Source organism: Iodidimonas sp. MBR-22 (assembly GCF_029946565.1).
Lineage (GTDB): Bacteria > Pseudomonadota > Alphaproteobacteria > Sphingomonadales > Rhodothalassiaceae > Iodidimonas > Iodidimonas nitroreducens.
The window spans coordinates 18,934-43,055 of record NZ_JARKVQ010000004.1; the positions used below are offsets into that span (position 1 = coordinate 18,934).

Annotated in this window: 19 protein-coding genes; 1 reads left to right on the forward strand and 18 read right to left on the reverse strand. The window is 56.4% G+C overall.

What is annotated here, in order from left to right:
- The 10 genes from QK300_RS04350 to rpmI all read right to left on the reverse strand — a co-directional run bounded on the left by QK300_RS04350 (position 1) and on the right by rpmI (position 15,443).
- Positions 1-2,115, reverse strand: a complete 2,115-nt coding sequence (locus QK300_RS04350) for a TonB-dependent receptor (RefSeq protein WP_281300611.1) — start codon at positions 2,113-2,115, stop codon at positions 1-3.
- A gap of 170 nt (positions 2,116-2,285) precedes the next feature.
- The gene (locus QK300_RS04355) at positions 2,286-2,696 is read right to left on the reverse strand and encodes a hypothetical protein (protein WP_281300610.1); all 411 of its coding nucleotides are present in this window, start codon (positions 2,694-2,696) and stop codon (positions 2,286-2,288) included.
- 114 nt (positions 2,697-2,810) lie between these two features.
- Positions 2,811-5,453: a tetratricopeptide repeat protein gene (locus QK300_RS04360; protein WP_281300609.1), complete on the reverse strand. Its 2,643-nt coding sequence runs from the start codon at positions 5,451-5,453 to the stop codon at positions 2,811-2,813.
- A 370-nt stretch (positions 5,454-5,823) separates the two neighbouring features.
- Positions 5,824-8,055, reverse strand: a complete 2,232-nt coding sequence (locus tag QK300_RS04365; protein WP_281300608.1) for a methyl-accepting chemotaxis protein — start codon at positions 8,053-8,055, stop codon at positions 5,824-5,826.
- Between the two features lie 160 nt (positions 8,056-8,215).
- Positions 8,216-10,018: a translation elongation factor 4 gene (gene lepA, locus QK300_RS04370; RefSeq protein ID WP_281300607.1), complete on the reverse strand. Its 1,803-nt coding sequence runs from the start codon at positions 10,016-10,018 to the stop codon at positions 8,216-8,218.
- Between the two features lie 72 nt (positions 10,019-10,090).
- A complete protein-coding gene (locus QK300_RS04375; protein WP_281300606.1) occupies positions 10,091-11,092 on the reverse strand; it encodes a methyltransferase domain-containing protein in 1,002 nt (333 codons plus the stop codon).
- 142 nt (positions 11,093-11,234) lie between these two features.
- Positions 11,235-13,625: a phenylalanine--tRNA ligase subunit beta gene (pheT, locus tag QK300_RS04380; protein WP_281300605.1), complete on the reverse strand. Its 2,391-nt coding sequence runs from the start codon at positions 13,623-13,625 to the stop codon at positions 11,235-11,237.
- Positions 13,622-14,704, reverse strand: a complete 1,083-nt coding sequence (gene pheS, locus QK300_RS04385; RefSeq protein ID WP_281300604.1) for a phenylalanine--tRNA ligase subunit alpha — start codon at positions 14,702-14,704, stop codon at positions 13,622-13,624. The genes pheT and pheS overlap by 4 nt, the downstream gene beginning before the upstream one ends.
- Positions 14,705-14,856: 152 nt before the next feature.
- Complete coding sequence (rplT, locus tag QK300_RS04390; protein ID WP_281300603.1) at positions 14,857-15,222, reverse strand: 50S ribosomal protein L20; 366 nt, start codon at positions 15,220-15,222, stop codon at positions 14,857-14,859.
- 20 nt (positions 15,223-15,242) lie between these two features.
- Positions 15,243-15,443, reverse strand: a complete 201-nt coding sequence (gene rpmI, locus QK300_RS04395; RefSeq protein WP_042083485.1) for a 50S ribosomal protein L35 — start codon at positions 15,441-15,443, stop codon at positions 15,243-15,245.
- 238 nt (positions 15,444-15,681) lie between these two features.
- On the opposite strand from rpmI, the gene QK300_RS04400 reads away from it, so the two are divergent.
- Positions 15,682-16,635, forward strand: coding sequence for a TraB/GumN family protein (locus QK300_RS04400; protein ID WP_281300602.1), 954 nt, complete (start codon positions 15,682-15,684; stop codon positions 16,633-16,635).
- 31 nt (positions 16,636-16,666) lie between these two features.
- On the opposite strand, the gene QK300_RS04405 is transcribed toward QK300_RS04400, so the two are convergent.
- The 8 genes from QK300_RS04405 to QK300_RS04440 all read right to left on the reverse strand — a co-directional run bounded on the left by QK300_RS04405 (position 16,667) and on the right by QK300_RS04440 (position 23,988).
- The gene (locus tag QK300_RS04405) at positions 16,667-17,611 is read right to left on the reverse strand and encodes a hydroxymethylglutaryl-CoA lyase (RefSeq protein ID WP_281300601.1); all 945 of its coding nucleotides are present in this window, start codon (positions 17,609-17,611) and stop codon (positions 16,667-16,669) included.
- 2 nt (positions 17,612-17,613) lie between these two features.
- Positions 17,614-17,955, reverse strand: coding sequence for an iron-sulfur cluster assembly accessory protein (locus QK300_RS04410; protein ID WP_042083493.1), 342 nt, complete (start codon positions 17,953-17,955; stop codon positions 17,614-17,616).
- A 33-nt stretch (positions 17,956-17,988) separates the two neighbouring features.
- Positions 17,989-18,525, reverse strand: a complete 537-nt coding sequence (locus QK300_RS04415; protein ID WP_281300600.1) for an SUF system Fe-S cluster assembly protein — start codon at positions 18,523-18,525, stop codon at positions 17,989-17,991.
- Entirely contained in the window at positions 18,522-19,796 is a 1,275-nt protein-coding gene (locus QK300_RS04420; protein ID WP_348651823.1) for a cysteine desulfurase, read from the reverse strand. Before QK300_RS04420 ends, QK300_RS04415 begins: the two co-directional genes overlap by 4 nt.
- Positions 19,796-21,136 (reverse strand): Fe-S cluster assembly protein SufD, encoded by a 1,341-nt coding sequence (gene sufD, locus QK300_RS04425; RefSeq protein WP_281320818.1) that lies wholly within the window; start codon positions 21,134-21,136, stop codon positions 19,796-19,798. Before sufD ends, QK300_RS04420 begins: the two co-directional genes overlap by 1 nt.
- A complete protein-coding gene (gene sufC, locus QK300_RS04430; RefSeq protein WP_281300598.1) occupies positions 21,136-21,882 on the reverse strand; it encodes a Fe-S cluster assembly ATPase SufC in 747 nt (248 codons plus the stop codon). Before sufC ends, sufD begins: the two co-directional genes overlap by 1 nt.
- A gap of 86 nt (positions 21,883-21,968) precedes the next feature.
- The gene (gene sufB, locus QK300_RS04435) at positions 21,969-23,438 is read right to left on the reverse strand and encodes a Fe-S cluster assembly protein SufB (RefSeq protein WP_281300597.1); all 1,470 of its coding nucleotides are present in this window, start codon (positions 23,436-23,438) and stop codon (positions 21,969-21,971) included.
- Between the two features lie 67 nt (positions 23,439-23,505).
- A complete protein-coding gene (locus tag QK300_RS04440; RefSeq protein ID WP_281300596.1) occupies positions 23,506-23,988 on the reverse strand; it encodes an SUF system Fe-S cluster assembly regulator in 483 nt (160 codons plus the stop codon).
- Positions 23,989-24,122 lie beyond the last annotated feature (134 nt).

The following is a 24,122-nucleotide window of genomic DNA, read 5'->3' on the forward strand; positions in this document are numbered from 1 at the left end:
TCAGAACCTTGCTTTAATGCCTGCAAAAACCCCAATGCCGTCACCGGGTGTGAAGACATTGAGCGCCGTTCCGGGGGCCTGCGCATCGATCACTGTCGAGAAGGTCGCCAGATAGCGTTTATCGGTGATATTTTGAATATCGGCATAGAATTCGAGACTGGGCCTTAAAGTCACTCCGCCCTTCACCCCAAAAACGGCATAATCGCTGGCCCTTAATGTATTGGCAAAATCGACGAAGGGCGCTTTCGGTGCCCATTCAAGGCTGAGGGCGATATGATAGCGATCGGGTTCTTCCAGCCGGATTTCCCCATTGAACAGATGGCGCGGCGTAACGGGAAGCTGATTATCCCCAAATTGCGCGTCATCATCAAAAAAGAAATCGCTGAAGGTATAGGCACCCTCAATGATGATCCGGCTGGCTTCGCGGGCGAATAACCCGCTCAGCGCCGTCCAATGTAATCCGGCTTCGATCCCTTGATGCACCGTATCATCGGCATTGAAGGTATTGGCCGGAATATTGCCATCCACGGCAAATCTCAGCATTTCATTATTGAGCCAGGCGCGAAAGAAGGTGAGATCCCAAGCCACAGCCCCCAGCGCCCCGCGGCTGCCGATCTCGCCGGTCCAGCCGGTTTGTTTTTCCAAAGGCACAAAGCGCAGAATGGGGCTTTGGATCAATTCTGAAAAGCTGGGCGGTTCGGCGCTGCGGGTGACATTGGCCCAGATCTGGCCGCTTTCCATCACATCCCACAGCACACCGATTTTGGGATTAACGGCGGAATAGGTGATTTTGTCATCATTATTGGCAACAAAATTATCCGTAAAATCCCGCGTGGTGACAAAGGCCTGCACCCCCAGATCCAGGGCCAAGCTGGGGGTAAGATAAATCTGATCCGCCACATAGGCCTGAAGATGCCCGGCTTTTCTTTCGGTGGATTGAATCTGCGGGCCACGCTTTCCCGCCAGATTGACAAACCAATCATTATCGGTGTTGCTGCGCCGCACGGTCATGCCCATGCTCAGATCATGGCGCAGGCCCGCAAGGATGCGGCTATCGCTATAGCGACCAAAAAGCCCCACATCCGTGGTTTCATCATCGATGAACACGAAAATCGGGTGATCCAGATCACGCAAAGTGCCCCAGGCACCGAAATCAAGCTGGCCCGCAGCGCCAATCTGGACACTGGTTTTATTGATGAGCCGCAGTGAGCGGATATCCCGCGCCCAATCATTGGTGATATTATTGGGGACCGCGCCTTTTCTATTCGTCAAAGACTCCTCAGCGGTTCGCGAACCGGGGATTTCCTGATTGATATGATTGGCGATCAGATAAAATCGGGTTTCCACGCCTTCCGATAATTTGATCCCCACATTGGTGTTGAAACGGCCGGTCACCTGTGTGCTGTGATCGCGGAACTGATTGGAATGCACCCCGGACGCACCGACAAAAACATCATAATTTTCGCCCGCCCGGGCCAAAGTCCCGGTTAGGCGCGCCGTCTCGAAACTGCCGCCCTCAAGGGTCAGGCTATTGGCAGAGCGCGCCGTGCGGCCCGTGGGGCTGACGATATTGATCGCCCCGCCCAAGGTGGCCGACCCATATTTCAGACCATTTCCGCCCTTGAACACTTCAAGATAACGCACCAGCCGACTATCGATTTCCTGAAAATCGCCAAAGCCATCACCGAAATTGATCGGGGTGCCATCCAGCAGAAGCTCGACCCCGCGCAGATGATTGTTCAGGCTCAGGCCCGAGCCCCGGATCGACAGGCGGATTTCTTCGGAATACCGCTCCTGTGCCAATACCCCCGGGGTCATTCTGAGCATATCCCCCAGATGCTCCACATATTGATTGTCGAAAGATTCTTCGGCCACCAGATCCACCGATCCGGGAATCCGCGCCATCGCCCGCCGCGCCTCTTCCAATGACGGCGCCGTCATCGAACCGGAGCGTCCACCCGTGACGATGATTTCCTCAACAATCGAGCGGCTCTTGTCATCTTCAGCAGCCGCATCCGATAAGGACGTGGTTTCGGTTTCCGCTCTCGCCATATGGCCTTGGAGCAAAAGGCTGGCCAAAAGCCCATAAAAGGGCGCACGCCGCGTTTTTCGCAAAAAAGTCTCTTGAACGCTGGCATCTAGCCGCAGCGTCTTTAAATAGCACTGGTCCATCGTCATTATCCCGCACGGATCCTAGCGGCCTAACAGGCTGCTGAATGATCCTTTGTTTTTGCATCAAAGCATCCGCCGCCACAGGCGTGCAGACACCCCCTAAAAGAAGAGGATCATGCAAAAACGGGAGGGGCCCGGGCGGGATGCCGGGGATTGATGAGGATGCGCCGACCCAATACAGACTGAGGGGCCACCCAAGCGCGGAGGGCGGGCCAAAAGCCGAGGATAAAGCACAGGATCGAAAGGGTGAGCAAAAGCGCTGCCAAAGCAGCAAACACGCAAGGGGCCACATCACGGTGAACCACGCCTTCGCCATCATTGGCCCCATGATGGCCATGATCGCTTAGAACCGATTCGAAGGCCGTGCCCTCGACCAGCCCCTCAAGCCCGGTGGGGCACAAAACGATCAGGCTTTCACCCGTTATGAGTGAAGAATAATTGAGCATATAGCCCACAGGGATCAGGGCGCGCAAAAGCAGGGCGGCCAGCAAAAGCCTTTGCCCCCAGCGCAGACATGCCCCCATGGGCGGATATGTTTCCAAGTTTTTCACAATCAAACCATATGGCCATCTGAAAAATGCTGTCAACTTATAAGTGCGGCTTCATATAAAATTCAGGCACAGCCCAAAGCCCGCCTTTCAAGCATCGAGGGTTGCCCCGGTCAAGCGGCCGATTTCCCGCGCCAGAACCGAAAGATTGATCGGCTTTTCCACATAGCCATTCATCCCGGCATCCACATAGCGTTCTTTATCCTCCTCCATGGCATTGGCGGTGAGGGCGATGATCGGAATATCGGCGCGCCCGTTGTCCAGCGCCCGAATGGCGCGGGCCGCTTCCACTCCATCCATATTAGGCATATTGGCATCCATCAGGATAATATCCCAAGGACCGTGCTTCACCCGATCCAGGGCTTCCACGCCATCGGCCACCACTTCAAAATCTACATTCCAGCCTTCCAGAATGGCCGCCATCAAATTTTGATTGAGCTGATTATCATCCGCCACCAGCACCCGGATCCGCTCAGATAAAACCGGCGCGGGCTTCACTGCGGATGCCTTCTGGGCACTATCACAAAAAGCTTTAGATGCCGATTCGGCTGAGGGGGCGTTAGCGGATACGGGTGCGCTTTTTTTGCGATCATCAGCCGATGGCCCCTCAGCCTGATCAGCGCAATCAAATGGCAAAGTGAACCAGAAGCGGCTGCCCACGCCTTCTTCGCTGTCGAAGCCGATTTCGCCACCCATTCTGGAAACCAATTGGAAACAGATATGCAAACCAAGCCCGGTGCCCCGCAATCCCCCGGCGGTTCCCAGCTCGCCATGATTATACTGCTCGAACAGATGATCACGCATGGCAGGTGAAATGCCCGGGCCGCTATCTTCGACCATCAGGCGTAAATGCTTTTTCCCGTTTTTTTGGTTATTTTGGCGCGTAGCATCAATAAGATCGACCTCTATATCGATGCCCCCGCTTTCGGTGAATTTCATGGCGTTGGAAATCAGATTATAAAGCACCTGCTGAATCCGCACGGGATCGATCATCAGATGCGTTGGCACATCGGATGCCGTGCTGATCGAGAAGGACAGCCCCTTTTCCCGGGCATTGGGGGCCCAGAAATCCTGAAATTCATCGCAAAGCGCCCGAATATCGACCTTTTCCACCTTGAGTTCGATCCGCCCGGCCTCAATCTTCGTACTATCGAGCAGATCATTCAAAATCGACAAAAGCGCCGAACCCGAACGATACATTGCGGTCAGATGTTTTTTATGGGCCTCATCCAGATCGGCTTTCAACAAAATCTGCGCTCCCCCCAAAATGCCGTTCAAGGGCGTTCGCAGTTCATGGGATGTCACCGCCAGCAGATCACTTTTGGCTTTATTGGCTTTAGCCAGCGCTTCTTTCGCCTGCTCCAGTTCCATCGCCTTTTGGGCCGCTTCCTGCCGCGCCCGGATCGATGATCGCAGGCTGATGGCAAGGCCCGCCGAGATCAGCAAGAGAAAAATCACGCCGATCCCGGCCATCTGGCGAATGAATTTTTCGCGCTCCAGCTGATCCATTCTGATCCGCTGTTCGCGATTCAGATCGGCAATGGCCTGCTCGCGATCCGCCAGATCATATTCCGTTTGCAGCAAAGACAGGCGGTAATCACTTTCGCGATTGAAAATCTGATCCTTCAAAGCCAGATGGGCATCCATATGATCCAATGCCGATTGCAGGCGACCGGCGCGGCGATCAATATCGCTGAGTAAAAGATGAATATCGCGCAAACGCTTATTATCGGCACTTTCAAGGGCAATGGCCAAAGCCTTTTCTGCAAGGCTCTGTGCCTTTTCCAGATCGCCCCGATCAAGGGCAATGCGCGAAAGGAAGGCATAATTATCGCTCGAAATCGATAAAAGATTAAGGCTTTCAGAGACTTCAAGGCTTTTTTCAAGATAGGGGATCGCCTCGTCATAGCGGCCCAGATCAACCAAAGCTTCGCCGGTATTATGAAAGCTGTGGGCGATATAAAGCGGGCTTTCCGCAGTCAGGGCCACACGGCGTCCTTCTTGCAAAAGCACAAGAGCCTCTTCGGCATCCCCGGATTCCAGCATCACATATGATAAATTGACAAAAAGCCGCGCCATGAGCAGCAGATCGCCATAGGCCCGCGCCCTTTCCAAAGCTTCAACCAGCCCTGTTCGCGCCTCCTCCAGATCTTCTGCCAAAGCATGCACGGTGGCGAGATTGGTCAGGGATTCGATGATGCCCGATTCCTGACCAAGCTTGCGCCGGATATCAAGGGCGCGACGCAGGCTGATCACCGCCATATCCATCTCGCCAAGACGCGTATAGGCCGTACCCAGAGAATCCTGAGCCATTGCCAGATCGGGCCCCTCCACCCCTTCGAGCAGGGCCAGATCGGATGCTTTCAAGCCATAGTCACGGGCATCGATGAACCGGCCCATGCGGGCATAAGCCCGGGCCATCAGGGCCATCGCCCTGACCTTCAGGGGCGATAAGGCGCCCCTTTCATCTATGGGTGCGGCTGATAAAAGCGCCAAAGCCTTTTCGGCATGATCAAGAGATAAAAGCGGATTGCTGTCGCGCAGCGTGACCGCAGCCGCCAATAAGGATGAGGCCGATGCGGGGTCGGGCAATTCGGGGCTTTGGGTGGCAAGCGCGGCAATGGTTTCCGATTGCACAGCAGGCTGCGCCCATGTCGTTTGCAGGGGCCCAATCACAAGGCCGCCGAGCACTAAAAGGAGACCCAAAAAGCCTTTGATAAAGCCTTTGAACATGCCGGGCCGAACCCCGTTCAGTGGATGCCGATAGCAAGAGGCTAAAATTGCCACAAAAATATATGATCCCGCAAATAATCGTGCTCACCACCTTAGGTTCGCATGAAAATCATTTCGGAATGCTTAAATATCCCGGCCTGCTGGCGATCCCGGCCACGTCTTTTCCCGCCATCCGGGGCTAAGCCTAGAGCATTTTCCGATCAAAGTGGATCGGATCAAATGCTCTAAATATTTGTTTGACCGCGAAAACCTTGCCGCGTCGTGAGTCCACTCCGCTCGAAATCGCTCTAGGGATTAGAAGTATCTAGGGTCATATTGAATTGAGGGCGGGGGCGTGGGGAATGACTGCCCCCACGCCTTTCGTATTTGATCAGCTCGCGCGGATGGATTCGAGGAACCGTTCCACCTGGCTGCGCAATTCGCCGGATTCGCGGCTCAAGGATTTGGCCGAGCCCAGAACCTGATTGGCGGCGGCGCCATTGCTGGCCGCTCCCTCATTCAGGCTGGCCATATCGCGGGAAATATCCTGTGCCCCGGCGGAAACCTCGGCCACATTGCGGGCAATTTCCTGGGTCGAGGCATCCTGTTCCTCAACAGCCGAGGCAATCGACACCGCCGTTGTATCGATCTCCGAGATGATCAGGCGAATCGCCTCGATAGCATCGACGGTTTTCTTGGTGGCATCCTGCATGCCCGAGATCTGTTCCGAAATGTCATTGGTGGCTTTGGCCGTTTGGGTGGCAAGGGATTTCACTTCGCTCGCCACTACCGCAAAGCCTTTACCGGCTTCCCCGGCACGGGCGGCTTCGATGGTCGCATTCAGCGCCAGCAAATTGGTTTGATCAGCAATATCATTGATCAGATTGACCACATCCCCGATGCGCTGAGCGGCATCGACGAGTTCGCGAATATCGCCCGAGGCCCGTTCGGTGCGCTGCACGGCATCCCGCGCCGATGTGCTGGATTGGTTGGTTTGCGAAGCGATTTCACGAACACTGGCCGAAAGCTGCTCGGCGGCACTGGCCACCATCTGCAGGCTATTCGTGGCATGGTCCGCGGTGGTTGAGACCACCTTGGCACGGCCGGCATTGTCCTCTGCGGTTTCCGTCAGGCCCAGTGCGGCGCCTTCCATCTCGCCTGCGGCCTGGCTCAGATTATCCACCAGCTTCATCACTGAAGCTTCAAAGCTATCGGCCAATTCCAACATCTCGGCCTGACGCGCTTTTCTTTGTTCTTCTTCCAGTTCCAGTTCCCGCTTACGCTGCTTTTCTTCGCGTTCACGGGCCACCCGCTCGGCTTCTTCATTTTTGATGCGCTGACGCTCTTCGGCTTCATGCTGCTCTTTTTCCAAGCGGATCTTGTCGATGGCATTGTCCTTGAACACCTGCACGCTTTTAGCCATTTCGCCGACTTCGTCATTACGTTCCGTGCCGCGCACATCCACATCCAGATTGCCGGTAGACAGCGTTTTCATGATCCGCGACAGACCCACGATCGGCCCCACCACACGCTGGACCACCAGCCAGAAGGAAACGGCGCCAAGGCCCAGAGTGAAGAACAACAAGAACATGGAGTTCCAGAATTCTGATGAGGCCCGGGATTCATTATCCTGAAGTTCGATCTGGGCAAGCTTTCCGGCTTCCAGTGCCAAAGTCTGTACCGGCGCCACGGCATTGGTCGCTTTTTCAATCCACAAAAGAGCCGTGAAGGGAACGGGTTCGCCTAATTCCGCAGCGGCATAAACCTCATCGCGATCCATGGCAAATTGATCGAAAAACGCAGCACGCACATCATCAAGACGCGATTCCAGCGTATTTGAAACGAGGGAGCTATCGACAAGGCTTTGAATATCCTGCCAGGCCGCTTCCACCTGCCCGGTATAGCCGGTGACAATCTGCAGCATCAGGCTGGACAAGGGCTGGCCCGAAGCCATGGATTCACCAATGGTTGCCCAATCGCGCGAGGCATATTCCTGCATCCGCCAAAGCAGATATTTAAGCTGCCCGCTGGCCTGAACCGCAGGCTCGCTGGGGGGGAAACTATAGGTGACCGAAAGCCGGACATCGCGCAGCCGATCAATCAGATCGGTGATGGCGGTCCCCACGGTGCGATCGATGCGGCTTTCGCGGGATTGCGCGATCTGAGCCATGGCGGTATCAGCGGCGGGGCGAACGGCCATATAGGCTGAATAGGCATCCTGCATTGCCGATATCAGGGCCTCTTTGCCTTCATAATCGGGCAAATTCTGTAGTTTTTGACGGAAAGCGCCATAGGCCTGATCAAAGCGGGCCCGTTCTTCGGTGATCATATCGCGAAAACGACGATCCGGGACGCTTTCAAAGGCAAGAGCCGTGCCCGATGCCCCCCGCTCCACCGCCAAAGCCAACTTGGCTGTGGTGATCTGATCAACGGTTTCCCCCACATCCACCTGAAGCGATGCTTCCCGCTGATTTTTCATGGCATCCATGGCGGTCATGACGCCATCGAAAACCAGAATAATGATCAAAAGACCGACGATTGCCAGTAAGGAATTGCGGATGGTCAGTATTTTTGTGAGAGAAGCAGAGACCTGCTCCCGATTCCACTTCAGCCCAGAAAACATGCAGTTGACCCCAATTGCTATTATCCCGCAAACACGACCCTTGGTGGGTGGATGCTTGCCGTGTTCATCAATTCTGCCCAAAGAATGCCAAATTGATATTAAAGAACACTAAACAATCGAAATCAGCATTGAGCATAAAGGTCAGAAAACCCGGTCAGGATCAGGAATCCCCCATCTTGAGAGCAGCAATAAAGGCATCATGAGGAATATCCACCTTACCATAGGTGCGCATGCGCTTTTTTCCGGCTTTTTGCTTTTCCAGCAACTTGCGTTTGCGCGACACATCACCCCCATAACATTTGGCCGTAACATCCTTGCGTAGGGCGGAAATGGTTTCCCGGGCCACCACCTTGCCGCCAATAGCCGCCTGAATGGGAATTTTGAACATCTGCCGGGGGATCAGATCTTTCAAACGCTCGCACAGGCCCCGACCCCGGCTTTCCGCCTGACTGCGATGGACCAGCATAGCAAGTGCATCCACCGGCTCGGCATTAACAAGGATCGACAACTTCACCAGATCGCTGCGGCGATATTCCTTCATGTGATAATCAAAGCTGGCATAGCCGCGGCTCACCGATTTCAGCCGATCATAGAAATCATAAACCACTTCATTAAGGGGCAATTCATAGATCAGCATGGCGCGAGCACCGGCATAGGTGAGCTGTTTCTGGATACCCCGGCGATCTTCACATAATTTCAAAACCGCCCCTAAATGCTCATCAGGAAGCATGATGGTGGCTTCAATCCACGGTTCCTCGATATGATCGACTCGGACCGCCTCGGGCATATCGGCGGGATTGTGCAATTCGATCAAGCTGCCATCGGTTTTGTGGATCTTATAGACCACCGAGGGGCTGGTGGTGATGAGATCGAGATTGAATTCACGATAAAGCCGTTCCTGAATGATTTCCAGATGCAGCATCCCCAGAAATCCACAGCGAAAGCCAAAGCCCAAGGCGGCCGAGCTTTCCGCCTCGAATTCAAAGCTGGCATCATTCAGGCGCAATTTATGGAGGCTGTCGCGCAGATGTTCAAAATCGGCGGCATCGGCAGGAAAAAGACCACAAAAAACCACAGATTGTGAGGGCTTGAAGCCGGGAAGAGCCTTTTCACATGGTCGTTTCGCTTCCGTTATGGTGTCGCCCACATTGGTATCGGCCACTTCTTTGATGCCGGCGGTGATAAAGCCGATCTCGCCCGGGCCTAAGCTTTCCACCGGGGTTTTCTTCGGGCTGAAAATTCCTACGCGATCCACCGGATGCTCGGCCCCGGTGGCCATCATCTGCATCATCATGCCTTTTTTCATCTGGCCATCGATGACCCGGACCAGCACCACAACCCCAAGATAGGGATCATACCAGCTATCCACCAAAAGCGCTTTCAGGGGCTTTGCTATATCCCCTTTGGGGGCGGGCAGACGATGCACCAATGCTTCCAGTACATCCACCACCCCCTCACCGGTTTTGGCGGACACGGAAATCGCCTCCGAGGCATCGATGCCGATCACATCCTCGATCTGGGTGCGCACCCGTTCGGGCTCGGCCGCAGGCAGATCGATCTTGTTCAAAACCGGGACCACTTCATGATCCACCTCGATGGCCTGATAAACATTGGCCAGAGTTTGCGCTTCCACGCCCTGGCTTGCATCCACCACCAGAAGCGATCCTTCGCAGGCTTTCAAGGAGCGCGAGACTTCATAAGCGAAATCCACATGGCCGGGCGTATCCATCAGATTGAGGATATAGGTTTCGCCATCCCGGGCGCGATATTCCAAACGCACGGTCTGCGCCTTGATGGTGATCCCGCGTTCGCGCTCGATATCCATGGAATCGAGCACCTGTTCTTTCATCTCGCGGCTCGTCAATCCCCCGCATTCCTGAATCAAGCGATCAGCAAGGGTGGATTTTCCATGATCGATATGGGCGATGATGGCGAAATTTCGGATATTTTGAAGTTTTGTCATGGAGCGTGATATAGCGCCCATCGCCCGCCGCGCCAAGGTGCGATCATCATCAGGAAGACGATTTGTGCGATGTCACCAATCCGATAGCATCGATGGCTTTTCGGAACGCTTGCTGGCCAGAATGCGCCACAGCCGCAGATCGCCGCTTTCCAGCATCCGGGCGCGGTTCGACCAGAATTCGGCTTCCTTCAAAAGCGCCTTCAACAGATCTTCGCTATCTTCTTTTCGGGCTAATTGCGCCGCCACCTTATCGGCACCTGCCCATGCGCGATTGATCAGATCGATATAGGTGGCCGATACATCTTCATTCACCCGCACATTGAATCGCGCTTTTTTTACCAGCCCCGCCAGTTCCTGCGCTGTCACCATATAGGGGCGGCGTTTCTCCGCCTCCTTGTCGCGCCAGGTGCGGAAGCTTTCCTTGCCCGAGACCTGATCAGAGCCCAGCACGAAATCGGTGATTAAAAAAAGGCCCGATGGCTTGAGATGTTCTTCCACAAGGCCCAGAATATTGGCTTTGTTTTCAATGGTAAAAAGGCTTTCCTTGGCCAGGGCCCGATCAAAATGACGGCCAAATCCCTCAGCAGACCCGGTTGAATAATGCCTGATATCGGCTTTTTTGGCGAGGCCCGCCATCAGGGATTTTTCATTGGCGAGCTTGACCAGCCGCTCGGATGTTTCATAGCCCGTGACCCAGGTGCCATATTTATCGGCCAGCGTGCGCGCCGGACCGCCCAGATTAGCCCCGATTTCAAGCAGGCTCATTTCCGGCGAAAGCGCCAAAAGCTTGCACATGGAAATGATATGTTCGGGGCCACCCGGCCCGCAATAGCCTTCACCCCAGATATATTGGGCTATCTCAATGCGATTGGCATCCCAGGGATCAAAGGGAAGCTCCAGATCATCGGGGGTGACATCGGATGGCGCGTCCCGGGGGGGGGATTTGGGCTTGTGGTCCGCAGCAGGCGCTGCCGGCGGCGGGGCCGCGGCGGCGCGCTTTTTATCCAGATAGTTCGCGAACTCGACAGGATCATAACCTTCCCACCAAGCTTTCAGCCATATTTTGAACGGCACGGATCGTACCGCCTTGTTTTGCCCGGCTGTCGCCATTTTGAATAAGAACCTGCCGCTTTCCCGTTCTGCTTGCTACATCTGCCTGTCCTTGGGCGTGACAGTATTATACCCACTATCATCATGGAAAATAGTTAGGACTTTCTTAGCGACGAAGGATGCCCCCGGTTGCTTTTTCCACGGCCATGATGATCTTGCCAGCGATGATTTCAATATCCGCGTCTGTGAAGGTTTTTTCAAGAGGTTGCAGCCGGGCGGCGATGGCCACCGATTTCTGATCGGGTTCGATCCCCTTGCCTTCATAAATATCGAAAACATCGATGCCGGTAATATGGACCTTATCGGCAGTGCGCGCCGCCCGCACAAGAGAAGCCACAGGCATCTCACGCGGGAGCAGAAAAGCGAAATCGCGGGAGACAACCGGCAGATTCGAGCGCTGCAAAGCCGGACGAGCGCGGCCCGATTTGGCCTTGGGCTGCGGGATTTCATCCAGAAACACTTCCATGCCCACCATCGGGCCTTTCAGATCGAGCGCTAAAAGAATACGGGGATGAACTTCGCCAAAAGCCGCCAATATCCGCTTTGGCCCCAAACGCAAGGTGCCCGAACGGCCGGGATGATACCAGCCCGGGGCCTCGCCAAAAACCTGCAGATTATCCACCGGCGCCCCCGCCGCTTCCAAAGCGGCCAAAGCATCGGCCTTGGCATCATAGGCATCCACCGGACCCACCTTGGTGCGCCAATGGCGCGGCCCGCTTTGGCCCGCCCGCAGGCTGGCGGCCACCAGCCGCTGATCCTTTGGCTCCAGCCCCTGATAATCGGGGCCAACCTCGAACAAAGCGATCTGCTCAACCCCGCGATCACGGTTTTTGGCCGCCGCCTGCATCAGATTGGGGAGAATGGACGGACGCATCATATCAAGCTCGGAGGAAATCGGATTTTCCAGCAAAAGCCGATCCGACCCACCGAAAATCCGCCCGACCCGGCTTTCCATGAACGACCATGTGACCGCTTCAAACAATCCTTCATGAGCCAAACGGCGCTTGACCGCCCCCGCCCGTGTCTGCGCAAGATTGAGGGTTGGCCGCGCTACATCGACCAGGCGTGGCAGGCTGGTGGAGGGGACCTTGTCATAGCCTTCGATGCGCAAAATTTCTTCCACCAGATCGGCTTCGCCATCGATATCGGGGCGCCATTCCGGCACATCGATGACCACGCCATCCGTTTCATCGCGCCAGCTAAAACCAAGCCGGTCCAAAATCTCGCGCGATCGCGTTCTGGGCACATCCAATCCCCCCAATAAAGCCACCCGTTGGGGATCAAAGCACACGGCTTTATGGGCTGCGGGCGGATGACCCGCCATCACCACCGTGCTTGGGCTGCCGCCTGCCAGATCGAGGATCATTCTGGTCGCAAGATCAAGGCCCCAGCGCACTGATGTGGGATCAACCCCGCGCTCAAAGCGATAGCGGGCATCCGATTCAAGGCCATGCAGCCGTCCGGTGCGGGCGATCCCAACCGGCTCGAACCATGCGGATTCAACCAGCACATCAACAGTTTCATCCGAAACGCCCGATGCCGATCCGCCGATCACCCCGCCAAAGCCCAGGGGGCCGTTCTCATCGGCGATCAAACATTCGCCGCCCCGCGTCTCATAGCTTTGGCCATCAAGGGCTGCCACGCTTTCGCCGGGTTGAGCCAAACGAACGCGCACGGGCGCGCCGATTTTCGCCGCATCATAAACATGAAGGGGCCGGGCGCGATCAAAGGTGATATAATTGGTGATATCCACAAGCACCGAAATCGGTCGCAAGCCGATGGCCTTCAGCCTGTTTTGCAGCCATTGCGGGCTTTGGCCATTGCGCACGCCCCGGATCAGCCGCCCGGCAAAGACCGGGCAGGCCTCCGCGGCATCAATCTCGATGGCGATGGGGCAGGGATAATCGCCCTCGATCACGTCGATGGCGGGGGTGATCACCCGCCCTAAACCGGCCGCCGCCAGATCGCGGGCGATCCCCGCAACGCCCAAGGCATCGGGGCGATTGGGGGTGATGGCGATTTCGATCACCGGATCATCAAGCCCGGCGATTTCCGCAAAAGACACACCGATAGGGGTATCGGGGGCCAGTTCGATGATCCCGTCATGCTCATCCGACAGCAGCATTTCCCGCTCCGAACACAGCATGCCCGCGCTTTCCACGCCACGGATTTTCGTGGGCTTCAAGGTCAGGTCGATCCCCGGCACATAAGATCCCGGCGGTGCAAAAACACCTTTCATCCCGGCTTTGGCATTAGGCGCACCACACACCACCTGAATGATCCCGGCACCGGTATCCACCTTGCACACACGCAGGCGGTCGGCATCGGGATGGGGTTCGGCCGAGATCACATGGGCCACCTTGAATGGCGCCAGCGCCACCCGGGGATCATCAATGGATTCCACCTCCAGCCCGATGCGGGTGAGGTTATCAGCGATGATTTCAAGGCTGGCATCGGTTTCCAGATGCTGTTTCAGCCATCCAAGCGAAAATTTCATTTTGCAAGCCCTTTTGAAAGTCCACCGGCGAGGGTCGGCACGTCCAGCGGCGCGAAGCCATAATGATCGAGCCAGCGGCTATCACCCTCGAAAAAGGGCCGAAGATCGGTCATCCCATATTTCAGCATGGCCAGCCGATCAAGCCCCGCCCCAAAGGCAAAGCCCTGATAGACCGAAGGATCAAGCCCGCAGGCGCTGAGCACCCGGGCATTGACCATGCCGCAGCCCAGAACTTCGAGCCAATCATCCCCTTCGCCCACAATCAGTTCGCCATCGCGCCATGCACAATTGATATCCACCTCCGCCGAAGGTTCGGTGAAAGGGAAATAGCTGGGGCGAAAGCGCATGATCACGCGATCCACCTCGAAAAAGGCGCTGAGCCAGGCTTCAAGGCAGCCCTTCAGATGGCCCATATGAATATCACGGTCGATCACCAGGCCTTCCACCTGATGAAACATCGGGGTGTGGGTAGCATCCGAATCCGAGCGAAAGGTGCGGCCCGGGGCGATGATGCGGATGGGCGGCTTTTGCGCCAGCATCGTGCGAATCTGCACCGGGCTCGTGTGGGTTCGCAGCACCTTGCGCACCCCGGCTTCATCGGGGCGCATATAAAAGGTATCGTGCATCTGGCGGGCGGGGTGATGCTCGGGGATATTGAGCGCCGTGAAATTATGGAAATCATCCTCGATATGCGGGCCTTCGGCGACCGCAAAGCCCAGATCGGCAAAGACTTCCGACAATTCTTCAAGAACCTGCGTGATGGGATGAATCCGCCCCTGTGCCCGGGGGCTGATGGGCAGGGTCATATCCCATCCCTCGGCGGCCAGCCTTTGATTGATGGCGGCGTCTTCAAGGGTGGTTTTGCGAAGAGCGATGGCGTCGGCAATCTTGTTTTTCAGATGATTGAGCGCCGGTCCCGCTGCCCGCCGATCTTCGGGCGACATGGAGCCCAACTTTTTCATCTCAAGGGTTATGAGCCCTTTTTTCCCCAAAGCCTTCACCCGCACGGCCTCAAGGGCATCGCTTGATGCGGCGCTTTCGATTTCGGCCAAAAGGCTGCTTTCCAACTGCTCGTTCATAAGGATGCTCGCTTGATGCTTGATAAAGGGGGCTTTTAGCGCTGAAGGAACCCGCGACCGCTTATAAGCCATAAAGGGACAAACGGCAAAAGGGGCTTCCCGGCCGGGAAGCCCCTTGATGACGGCGTAAAGGATCGGGTCCTAAGCCCGGTTCACGCTGCCTTTTTAAGGGCTGCCTCGGCCTGATCGACCAAAGCCTTGAAGGCATCGACTTCGCGGATGGCAAGATCGGATAAAACCTTGCGATCAAGCTCGATCCCGGCAAGCTTCAGGCCATGCATGAAGCGACCATAGGTGAGGCCATAGGCCCGCACGCCCGCATTGATGCGCTGAATCCACAAAGCGCGGAAATTGCGCTTTTTGGTGCGGCGATCACGATAGGCATATTGCAGCGATTTTTCCACGGCCTGCGTTGCCGTGCGAAAGGTATTCTTGCGGCGGCCGCGAAAACCGGCTGCCTGATCGATGACTTTTTTGTGGCGGGCGTGGGTGGTAACGCCGCGTTTGACACGAGCCATAGTGCTTCTCCTTCGTCCGCTTAACCAGCGTAGGGCATGAATTTCTTGACGATCTTCGCATCGGCATCCGACAAGGTATCGGTGCCGCGCAGATTGCGAATCTGCTTATTGCTGCGCTTGATCATCCCATGGCGCTTGCCGGCCTGACCTGCTTTCACATGGCCGTTGGCGGTGAGTTTGAAGCGCTTTTTGGCGCCGCTCTTCGTTTTCATCTTGGGCATTTTGCACTCCTTTCAGACTTGATGTGCAGATCACATCCTGTGCTGTTTTCGGGTCGCCACGGCATGCCCTCACAAAGCCGGACCACCCATCGTTCCTATCGAAGACACGCCCTATACAGCCTGCCCCTCCAAAGTGCAAGAGATGCGCCATCATTTTATCAGATATTCCTGCTGGCCCTAGGCAACAGAGGTTTTTTCGCGTTAAAAGAGACTCCATCCCAATCCCATGGAGACTCCTATGCAGATCCTCCGCTCACTCTCGGCTTTGACCGATGGCTTTTCGCCCCGAAATTCATTGAAGCGCCTTGCCCGCATCGCCACCGGCGTTCTGGCCTTTGTCGCCTTGTCTATGGCCACAGCCCAAGCCCAGGCTCAAGACCAGGTGCCGCACGCCCCGGCAATCTGGACGATGGCCGATGACGACAGCACCGTTTATTTTCTGGGCACCATTCATCTTTTGAAGGCCGACACCCCATGGCAAAGCGAGACGATCACCGATATCATCAATGAAGCCACATCGCTGACCCTTGAACTGACGCCCCAGGATATGGCCTCACCCAAAATGCAAAGCCTTGTGCAGTCTTTGGGGTTTTATGGCCCCGATGATCAGCTGTCCAATCATCTACCGGAAGAAAGCTATACCCGGCTGGCCGCCGCCTTTCAAAAGCGCGGCATCCCAACGCAGGCCATGGATCGCCTGAAGCCGTGGATGGCCGGTTTGCAGATCACCGTGGTTTCGGCCATGCAGGCGGGTTTCATGCCGCAATTCGGGGTTGATCATCTTTTGGGGCAGATCGCCACCCAGCGCGGGATCGAGATTGCGGGCCTTGAAAAACCCGAGGATCAACTGCGCCTGTTTGCCGATTTATCGGATGAAGCCCAGGCCGCCTTCATCCGCGAAGGGTTGGATCAGATCGATGATCTGGAGGGCTATTTCGAGCGTTTGAAAGAGGCATGGCTCACCGCCGATCTGGACAGCCTCAACGAGCTGATGACCGATGGGCTGGAAGAAAACCCCGAACTGGCGGACAAGCTGCTTTATACCAGAAATCGCAACTGGCTGCCCGCGATTGAAGCTTTGCTCGATCAGCCGGGCACCCATCTCGTGGCCGTGGGGGCGGGCCATCTGGTGGGCACGCAAAGCGTGATCGATCTGTTGCAGGACAAAGGCCATCAGGTGGATCGCTATTGATCCCCTTGGGCTCGCACTCAAAAGGCCATGATCAGGCGCTTTGCGCTTGGGGAAAGCCGCCCGCCCGCGCCAGCATCGAGGGCAGCGGCTTTTCCATGATCTGTTCCAGCCAATGGGCGGCATGGATCAGCTCATCAAGATCAAGGCCGCTCTCGAGCCCGGATTGCTGCAAAAGATAAACCACATCTTCGGTGGCCACATTGCCGGTGGCCCGGGGGGCAAAGGGGCAGCCCCCCAATCCCCCCAATGAGGCATCAATGATCCGGACCCCCGCCCCGATGGCCGCCCACACATTAGCAATGCCGGTATTGCGGGTATTGTGAAAATGGGCGCGCAGGGGGATGCCCGGCACCGCTTCGGCCAGCCGCTCAAACAGCTCTGTCACCTGTGCGGGCACGGCCACGCCGATGGTATCGCCCAGGGCAATTTCGCGGGGGTTTTCTTCGGCAATGGCCTGGGCGATTTCAATCACCCGCGCCATCGGCACCGCGCCATCGAAAGGATCGCCAAAAGCCACGGAAATGGTCGCCTGCACGCCGATTTTTTCCTGATGCGCCATCCGGCAGATATCGCGCACGCTGTCCACCGAAGCCTGCCAGCCCATGCCCTGATTCTTCTCGCCAAAGCCATCACTGGCCACCGCCACACAGCCCACTTCATCGATGCCATGGCCGGCATTGCGGCACTGAAGCGCCCGCAAAAGCCCGCGTTTATTGAGCACCAGCCCCACATAGGTGACATCAGCCCCCACGGCGGATTTCGGCGGCAGGCCCGCCACCACCGCTTCGGCATCGGCCATTTGCGGCACCAGTTTGGGATGAACGAAACTCGCCACCTCGATCCGCTTCGACCCGGCTTTGATCATCTTTTCGATCAGGGCGATTTTATGTTCGGTGGACAAGATGCGCGGCTCATTCTGCAAGCCATCGCGGGCCCCCACCTCAACCATTTCAATCCTGTTGTCGGGGCTGGGCACGCTTATACCATAAAGCTTTCGCCGCACCCGCACATGGCTTTGGCATTGGGATTTTCAAACACAAAGCCGGTTTCAAAGCGGTCGTCTTTCCAATCCATCCGCGCGCCCTTCAGATAAGGCAGGGATTGCTGATCGATGAACAAGCGCACGCCGGCCACATCGATCACGGCATCATCGGCATTGGGTTCATCCACATAATCAACCTGATACATCAGGCCCGAGCAGCCCGCCGCCTTGGTATAAAGCCTGATCCCGGCAGCGGGGGTTTCCCGGCGGGCCATCAGCGCCTTCACATGGGCGGCGGCTTTTTCAGTGATTTCAAATTCAGCGGTTTGGGCGGTCATGTCCTATCCCTTGTCATTTCCGGGTTTCGCCGATCATAAAAGGCCCAGTTCCAGCCGGGCTTCATCCGACATCCGCGACATATCCCAAGGCGGATTCCAGACCAGATCCACATCCACATCATTCACCCCTTCAACCGAGCGCACGCAGCGATCCACTTCATGGGGCATCGATTCGGCCACCGGGCAATGGGGCGTGGTGAGGGTCATGGTGATCTCCACATTATGAGATGTGTCCACCGCAACGCCATAGATCAAGCCCAATTCATAAATATTGACCGGGATTTCAGGATCAAAGATCGTTTTCAAAGCCTCGATGACCCGCTCTTTGAGGTCGCCTTCGGCCATCTGAGCGGGGGCGGGGGCGGATTCAGTCGTCGGGGCATCCACTTCCCCATCCGCCTTGCTATCCGCTTTCAGGAAATCCTCCAGATAGCCATCTTCGGTCTTATGCGACCAAACCGGGCGCTCGGCCTTGCTGGCCGCGCCTTCGGGGCTATCGGGATCAACATCGAGCGCTTTTTCATCAAGGGGCTTTGGCCCCTCATGCTGTTTGAAAGTGTCATCCATCATCCGAAAATACTCTTTACCTTCAAAAGACCGCGGATCAACGCATCCACATCGGCACGATTATTATAAAGCCCGAAGCTGGCCCGCGCCGTGCCCGGCACATTGAACCGATCCATGGCGGGCTGGGCGCAATGATGGCCCGCCCGAACGGCGATGCCCTCGCGATCCAGAATGGTGCCGATATCATGGGGGTGGCAGCCCTCCATCAAAAGCGACAAAATCCCCGCCCGCTGTGGTGCACCGCCCAGAATCCGCACATCGTTCAACTGCGCCAATTGCGCTTCGGCATAAGCCAGAAGATCGGCTTCATGAGCCATGATCGCCTCAAAGCCAAGGGCCGAGACATAATCGATGGCCGTTTTCAAAGCGATTCCCCCGGCGATATTGGGGGTGCCCGCCTCGAATTTATAGGGCAGATCGTTCCATGTGGTTTTGGCAAAGCTGACGGTCGAGATCATATCGCCGCCGCCCTGCCAGGGGGGCATCGCTTCGAGCAGGGCGCGTTTGCCATAAAGCACGCCAATGCCGGTGGGGCCATAAAGCTTGTGGCCTGAGAACACATAGAAATCGGCATCGAGCGCCTGCATATCAAGGGGCCGGTGCGGGGCCGCCTGACAGCCATCCACCAGCGCCAAAGCCCCCACATCATGGGCGGCGGCGATCATCTTTGCGACCGGCAATTCGGTGCCGATGGCGTTCGAGATATGGACCATCGCCACCAGTTTCGTGCGTTCGCTCAAAAGAGCCTGATAAGCCTCGAAATCAAGCGCGCCGCTTTCATCCACCGGGGCCACCCTGATGGTGATTCCGGTGGCATCGCGCAGCATCTGCCATGGCACGATATTGGAATGATGCTCGATTTCGGTGAGGATGATCTCATCCCCTGCCTTCAGATTGTGCCGCCCCCAGCTTTGGGCCACCAGATTGATGCCTTCGGTGGCGCCCCGGGTGAAAATGATTTCCTTCGTGCTATCCGCCCCGATGAAGGCGCGCACGGTTTCCCGCGTGGCCTCATAGGCTTCGGTGGCATCCTGGCTTAGCTGATAAACACCGCGATGGATATTGGCATAGCCATGTTCATAAAAATGGCGCAAAGCATCAATCACCACCTGCGGTTTTTGGGCCGAAGCGGCGCTATCGAGAAACACCAAAGGCTTGCCATTCATCCGATCAGACAGGATCGGGAAATCGGCACGGATGGCCTCGAGATCGAAGGACCTTGGGGCCAGCGATCCGGCGCTTTGGGCGATTGATGTGGTCGTGAGATCATCCATCACGAAGCCTCTTTTACAGCGAGAGCAGGTACATCTGGATCCTGAAGCCAACCCCGGGCGGTTTCGATAAAGGCATTGCGGGCGGCTTCATCAGGAACGCCATCACATAAAGCAGCGATGAAGGCTTCCACCAGCATCGCTTTCGCCTCAAGGGGTGAAAGGCCCCGGGCCATCAGATAGAAAAGCTGATCGGTGCTCAATTCACCAACCGTGGAGCCATGGGCGCATTGCACATCATCGGCATAAATCTCAAGCTCGGGCTTGGCATTCGATGTGGCGGAGCGATCGAGCAACAGGCTATCGGATTTTTGTTTGGCATCGGTTTTCTGGGCATCCCGGCGCACCAGCACCTTGCCCTGGAATGACGCCACGGCATCGGCCGCCAAAACCCCGCGATAGGCCTGATCGCTGGTGCAATCGGGCACCGCATGATCAAGGAACGTGAGGGTATCAAGGGTTTGATGCGGACGGGCAAGCTGAATGCCCTGATAGCGTACATCGCCGCCTTCAGTGGTGAAATCGGCGCGCAGTTCATGGCGGGCGCTTTGCCCTCCGGTGGCCAGATGATGCACAGCCAGCGCCCCGCGCCCCAAAGTGGCATAGATGCGCGAGATATGCACGGTTCCCGCCCCTTCATTCTGACGACGGATCAGGGTGAGATGGGCATCGTCGGCGATGGTGGTTTGGGTGATGAGATTGGTGAAAAAGCGGCTGTCATCGCCCTTGAAGCTTTCAATAAGCTTGAGGGATGCGCCCTCGCCCAGCCGAACGACGACCCGCAGATGGGCGGCCCGATCATCGGCATCATCCACCAGATAAACGATTTCAACAGGCGTTTCGACCTTCAACCCCTTGGGCACATCGATCACCACGCCTTCGCTCATCATCGCGGTATTGAGCTGATCAAACGCATCTCCATCGCGCAGATCGGTGATCAGATCGCGCAAAGAACCGCCGCCAGTGATCAGCACCTCGCGCAGGCTTTGGGGCGCAAGATCGGCGGGCAGGCCCTCCATCCGGCTCAAAGCCCGCTGAAAGCGGCCATTGATGAACACCAGCCGAGGGCCATCGAGGCCGGGCACCGCCGCCGCATCGATCCGGGCCTGCTCGGTTTCCTGCGCCAAAGTCACGGGGCTGAAGCTGCCCTTGCGCAAGGGGCTGAGATCGGCATAGCGCCATTGTTCCGCACGCCGCCCCGGCAGGCCAAGGCTGAGAAAGCGGGTCATCGCCACATGGCGCAATTCGCGCAGCCAGCCCGCACCAGGCAGGGCCGGCTTCAGATGATCATAGGCGGCGTGAAAGGCCGCCACATCGCTTGGGGATTCACTATGCTGTGTCATCATGCAACCGCCTGATAGCCTTTTTCCTCAAGCTCATGCGCCAATTCCGGCCCACCCGAGCGCACGATGCGGCCATCCGCCAGCACATGCACATGATCGGGCGTCACATAATCAAGCAGCCTTTGATAATGGGTGATGAGCAAGATCGCCTTATCCGCACTGCGCAGGGCATTGATGCCATCCGACACAACCTTCAGAGCATCGATATCAAGCCCCGAATCGGTTTCATCCAAAATCGCCAGCGTGGGATCGAGGACCGCCATCTGCATCATTTCATTGCGCTTTTTCTCACCGCCCGAAAAGCCGACATTGACAAAGCGCTTGAGCATTTCAATCGAAATGCCAAGATTTTGAGCCTTTTCCCGGGCAAGCTTCATGAAGGTGCCGCCATCCATTTCCGCCTCGCCCCGCTGGCGACGCTGGGCATTGAGGGCGGTGCGCAGGAAATTGAGATTGGAAACGCCGGGGATTTCGGTGGGATATTGAAAGCCCAGAAAAATGCCTTTGGCGGCCCGTTGATGGGCATCCAGCGCCAGCAGATCTTCATCCCGATAGCGCACGGTGCCTTCTAAAACCTCGAAGCTTTCGCGCCCGGCCAATGTTGAGGCCAGCGTTGATTTCCCGGCCCCATTGGGGCCCATGATGGCATGAACCTCACCGGCTTTGATCTTGAGGGTCAAGCCTTTCAGAATCTTTTCGCCCGCTATGGCGACATGCAGATTTTCGATATTCAAAAGATGCGTCACGTCGTGCCTCTTATTAATGGACCCGATCCGCTGGCCGGGTCGTCTGATCCGATTGGGGCGATCCCGAAAGGGCGGGACCCGCCGCTTTAACCCACGCTGCCTTCAAGGCTGATGCCTAAAAGCTTTTGCGCTTCAACGGCAAATTCCATGGGCAGTTCCTTCATCACCTCTTTGGCAAATCCATTGACCACCATGGCCACCGCCTCTTCCGCATCCAGCCCGCGGGCCATGCAATAAAACATCTGATCATCGGAAATTTTCGATGTGGTGGCTTCATGCTCGATCTGGGCGGTGGGATTTTTCACCTCGATATAAGGAACGGTGTGGGCGCCGCAGCGATCCCCCAGCAACAGGCTATCGCACTGGGTGAAATTGCGGACATTTTCGGCGCCGCCCATCACCCGCACAAGGCCGCGATAGGTATTATTGGATTGCCCGGCGGAAATGCCCTTTGAAATGATTTTCGAGCGGGTATGATTGCCGATATGGATCATTTTGGTGCCGGTATCGGCCTGCTGGTGATTATTGGTCACCGCCACCGAATAAAATTCCCCCACCGAATGATCGCCTTCAAGGATGCAGCTTGGATATTTCCAGGTGATCGCCGATCCGGTTTCCACCTGTGTCCAAGAAATCTTCGAGCGCTTACCCCGGCAGGCCCCGCGCTTGGTCACGAAATTATAGATCCCGCCCTTGCCGTTCTTATCGCCGGGATACCAGTTTTGCACCGTTGAATATTTGATCTCGGCATCATCAAGGGCGACCAGTTCCACCACGGCGGCATGAAGCTGATTTTCATCACGCATGGGGGCGGTGCAGCCTTCCAGATAACTGACATAAGAGCCTTCATCGGCAATGATCAACGTCCGTTCAAATTGGCCGGTATTCTCGGCATTGATCCGAAAATAGGTGGACAGCTCCATCGGGCAGCGCACACCTTTGGGGATATAAACAAAGGTGCCATCCGAAAAGACCGCGCAATTCAGGGTCGCAAAATAATTATCGCGCTGGGGCACCACAGAACCGAGATATTTCCGCACCAATTCGGGATAGGTGCGCAGAGCTTCGGAAATCGACAGGAAAATCACCCCGGCTTTTTCCAGCTCTTTTCTAAAGGTGGTGGCCACCGAAACACTATCGAAAACCGCATCCACCGCAATGCGCGGGGCGCCTTCCACACCCGCCAGAACCTCTTGCTCCGCCAGCGGAATGCCCAGCTTTTCATAGGTGCGCAGCAATTCGGGATCAACCTCATCCAAAGATTTCGGGCCATCCTTTTGCTTGGGCGCGGCATAGAAATAGATATCCTGATAATCGATCGGCGGATGGCTGATCATCGCCCAATCGGGCTCTTCCATCTTCTGCCACATGGCATAGGCTTTGAGCCGCCAATCCAGCATCCATTGCGGCTCATCCTTTTTCGCGGAAATGAAGCGGATCACCTCTTCATTCAGCCCTTTGGGGGCGAAATCGGATTCGATATCGCTGGACCAGCCATGCTTATAGGTGCCGGTCAGTTCGTCGATCTGGGTTTTGGTTTCAGCAGTGGCAACCATGGAGCAGTCTTTCTGTTTCAAATCCTAAAAAAGAGCAAAAGCCTTTAAAAACCAGGCACTCAAGCGCTCAGGCGTCGGTGCCTTCCAAAGCCAGATTATGGTGCAAAGGCGCGCGCGAGCCAGCAGGCAGATGGCCATTGGCCGGGATCGGATGATGGGCGATATCGCCAAGGCTCACCTTGCTCAGCCCATCGCGAACCGCGTTGTTGATCATCTGCCAATGGGGGCGCATGGTACAAATCGGCTCATATTCGCAATCGCCGGGGGCATTTTCAATGCAATGAACCAGCGCAATGGGGCCATCCACAGCCTCGATAATATCGGCCATGGTGATGTCATGCGCCGGGCGGCCAAGGGAAAAACCGCCCTTCAGTCCCCGATGCGACAAAGCAAGCCCGGCGCGGGACAATGTGCCCAGAATTTTCGAGACCGCAGGCACCGGCAAGCCTGTTTCAGCCGCCAGTTCGGCGGCATTCACCCGGCCATCCCGGCGGGCCAGCGCGCCCATCAAAATGACCGCATAATCGGCCAGATTGGTTAATCTGATCATCGTGCAGCACCCATCTAAAAACCATTCGACCCGGTTTGCTTATCAAACCAGACCATATTTGTCATCTTTTAAATGGGAGAGAGAACGCCGCCTGTCAATGCTTTTGGCGGAAGGCTGATGAGGCCCCCTAAAAC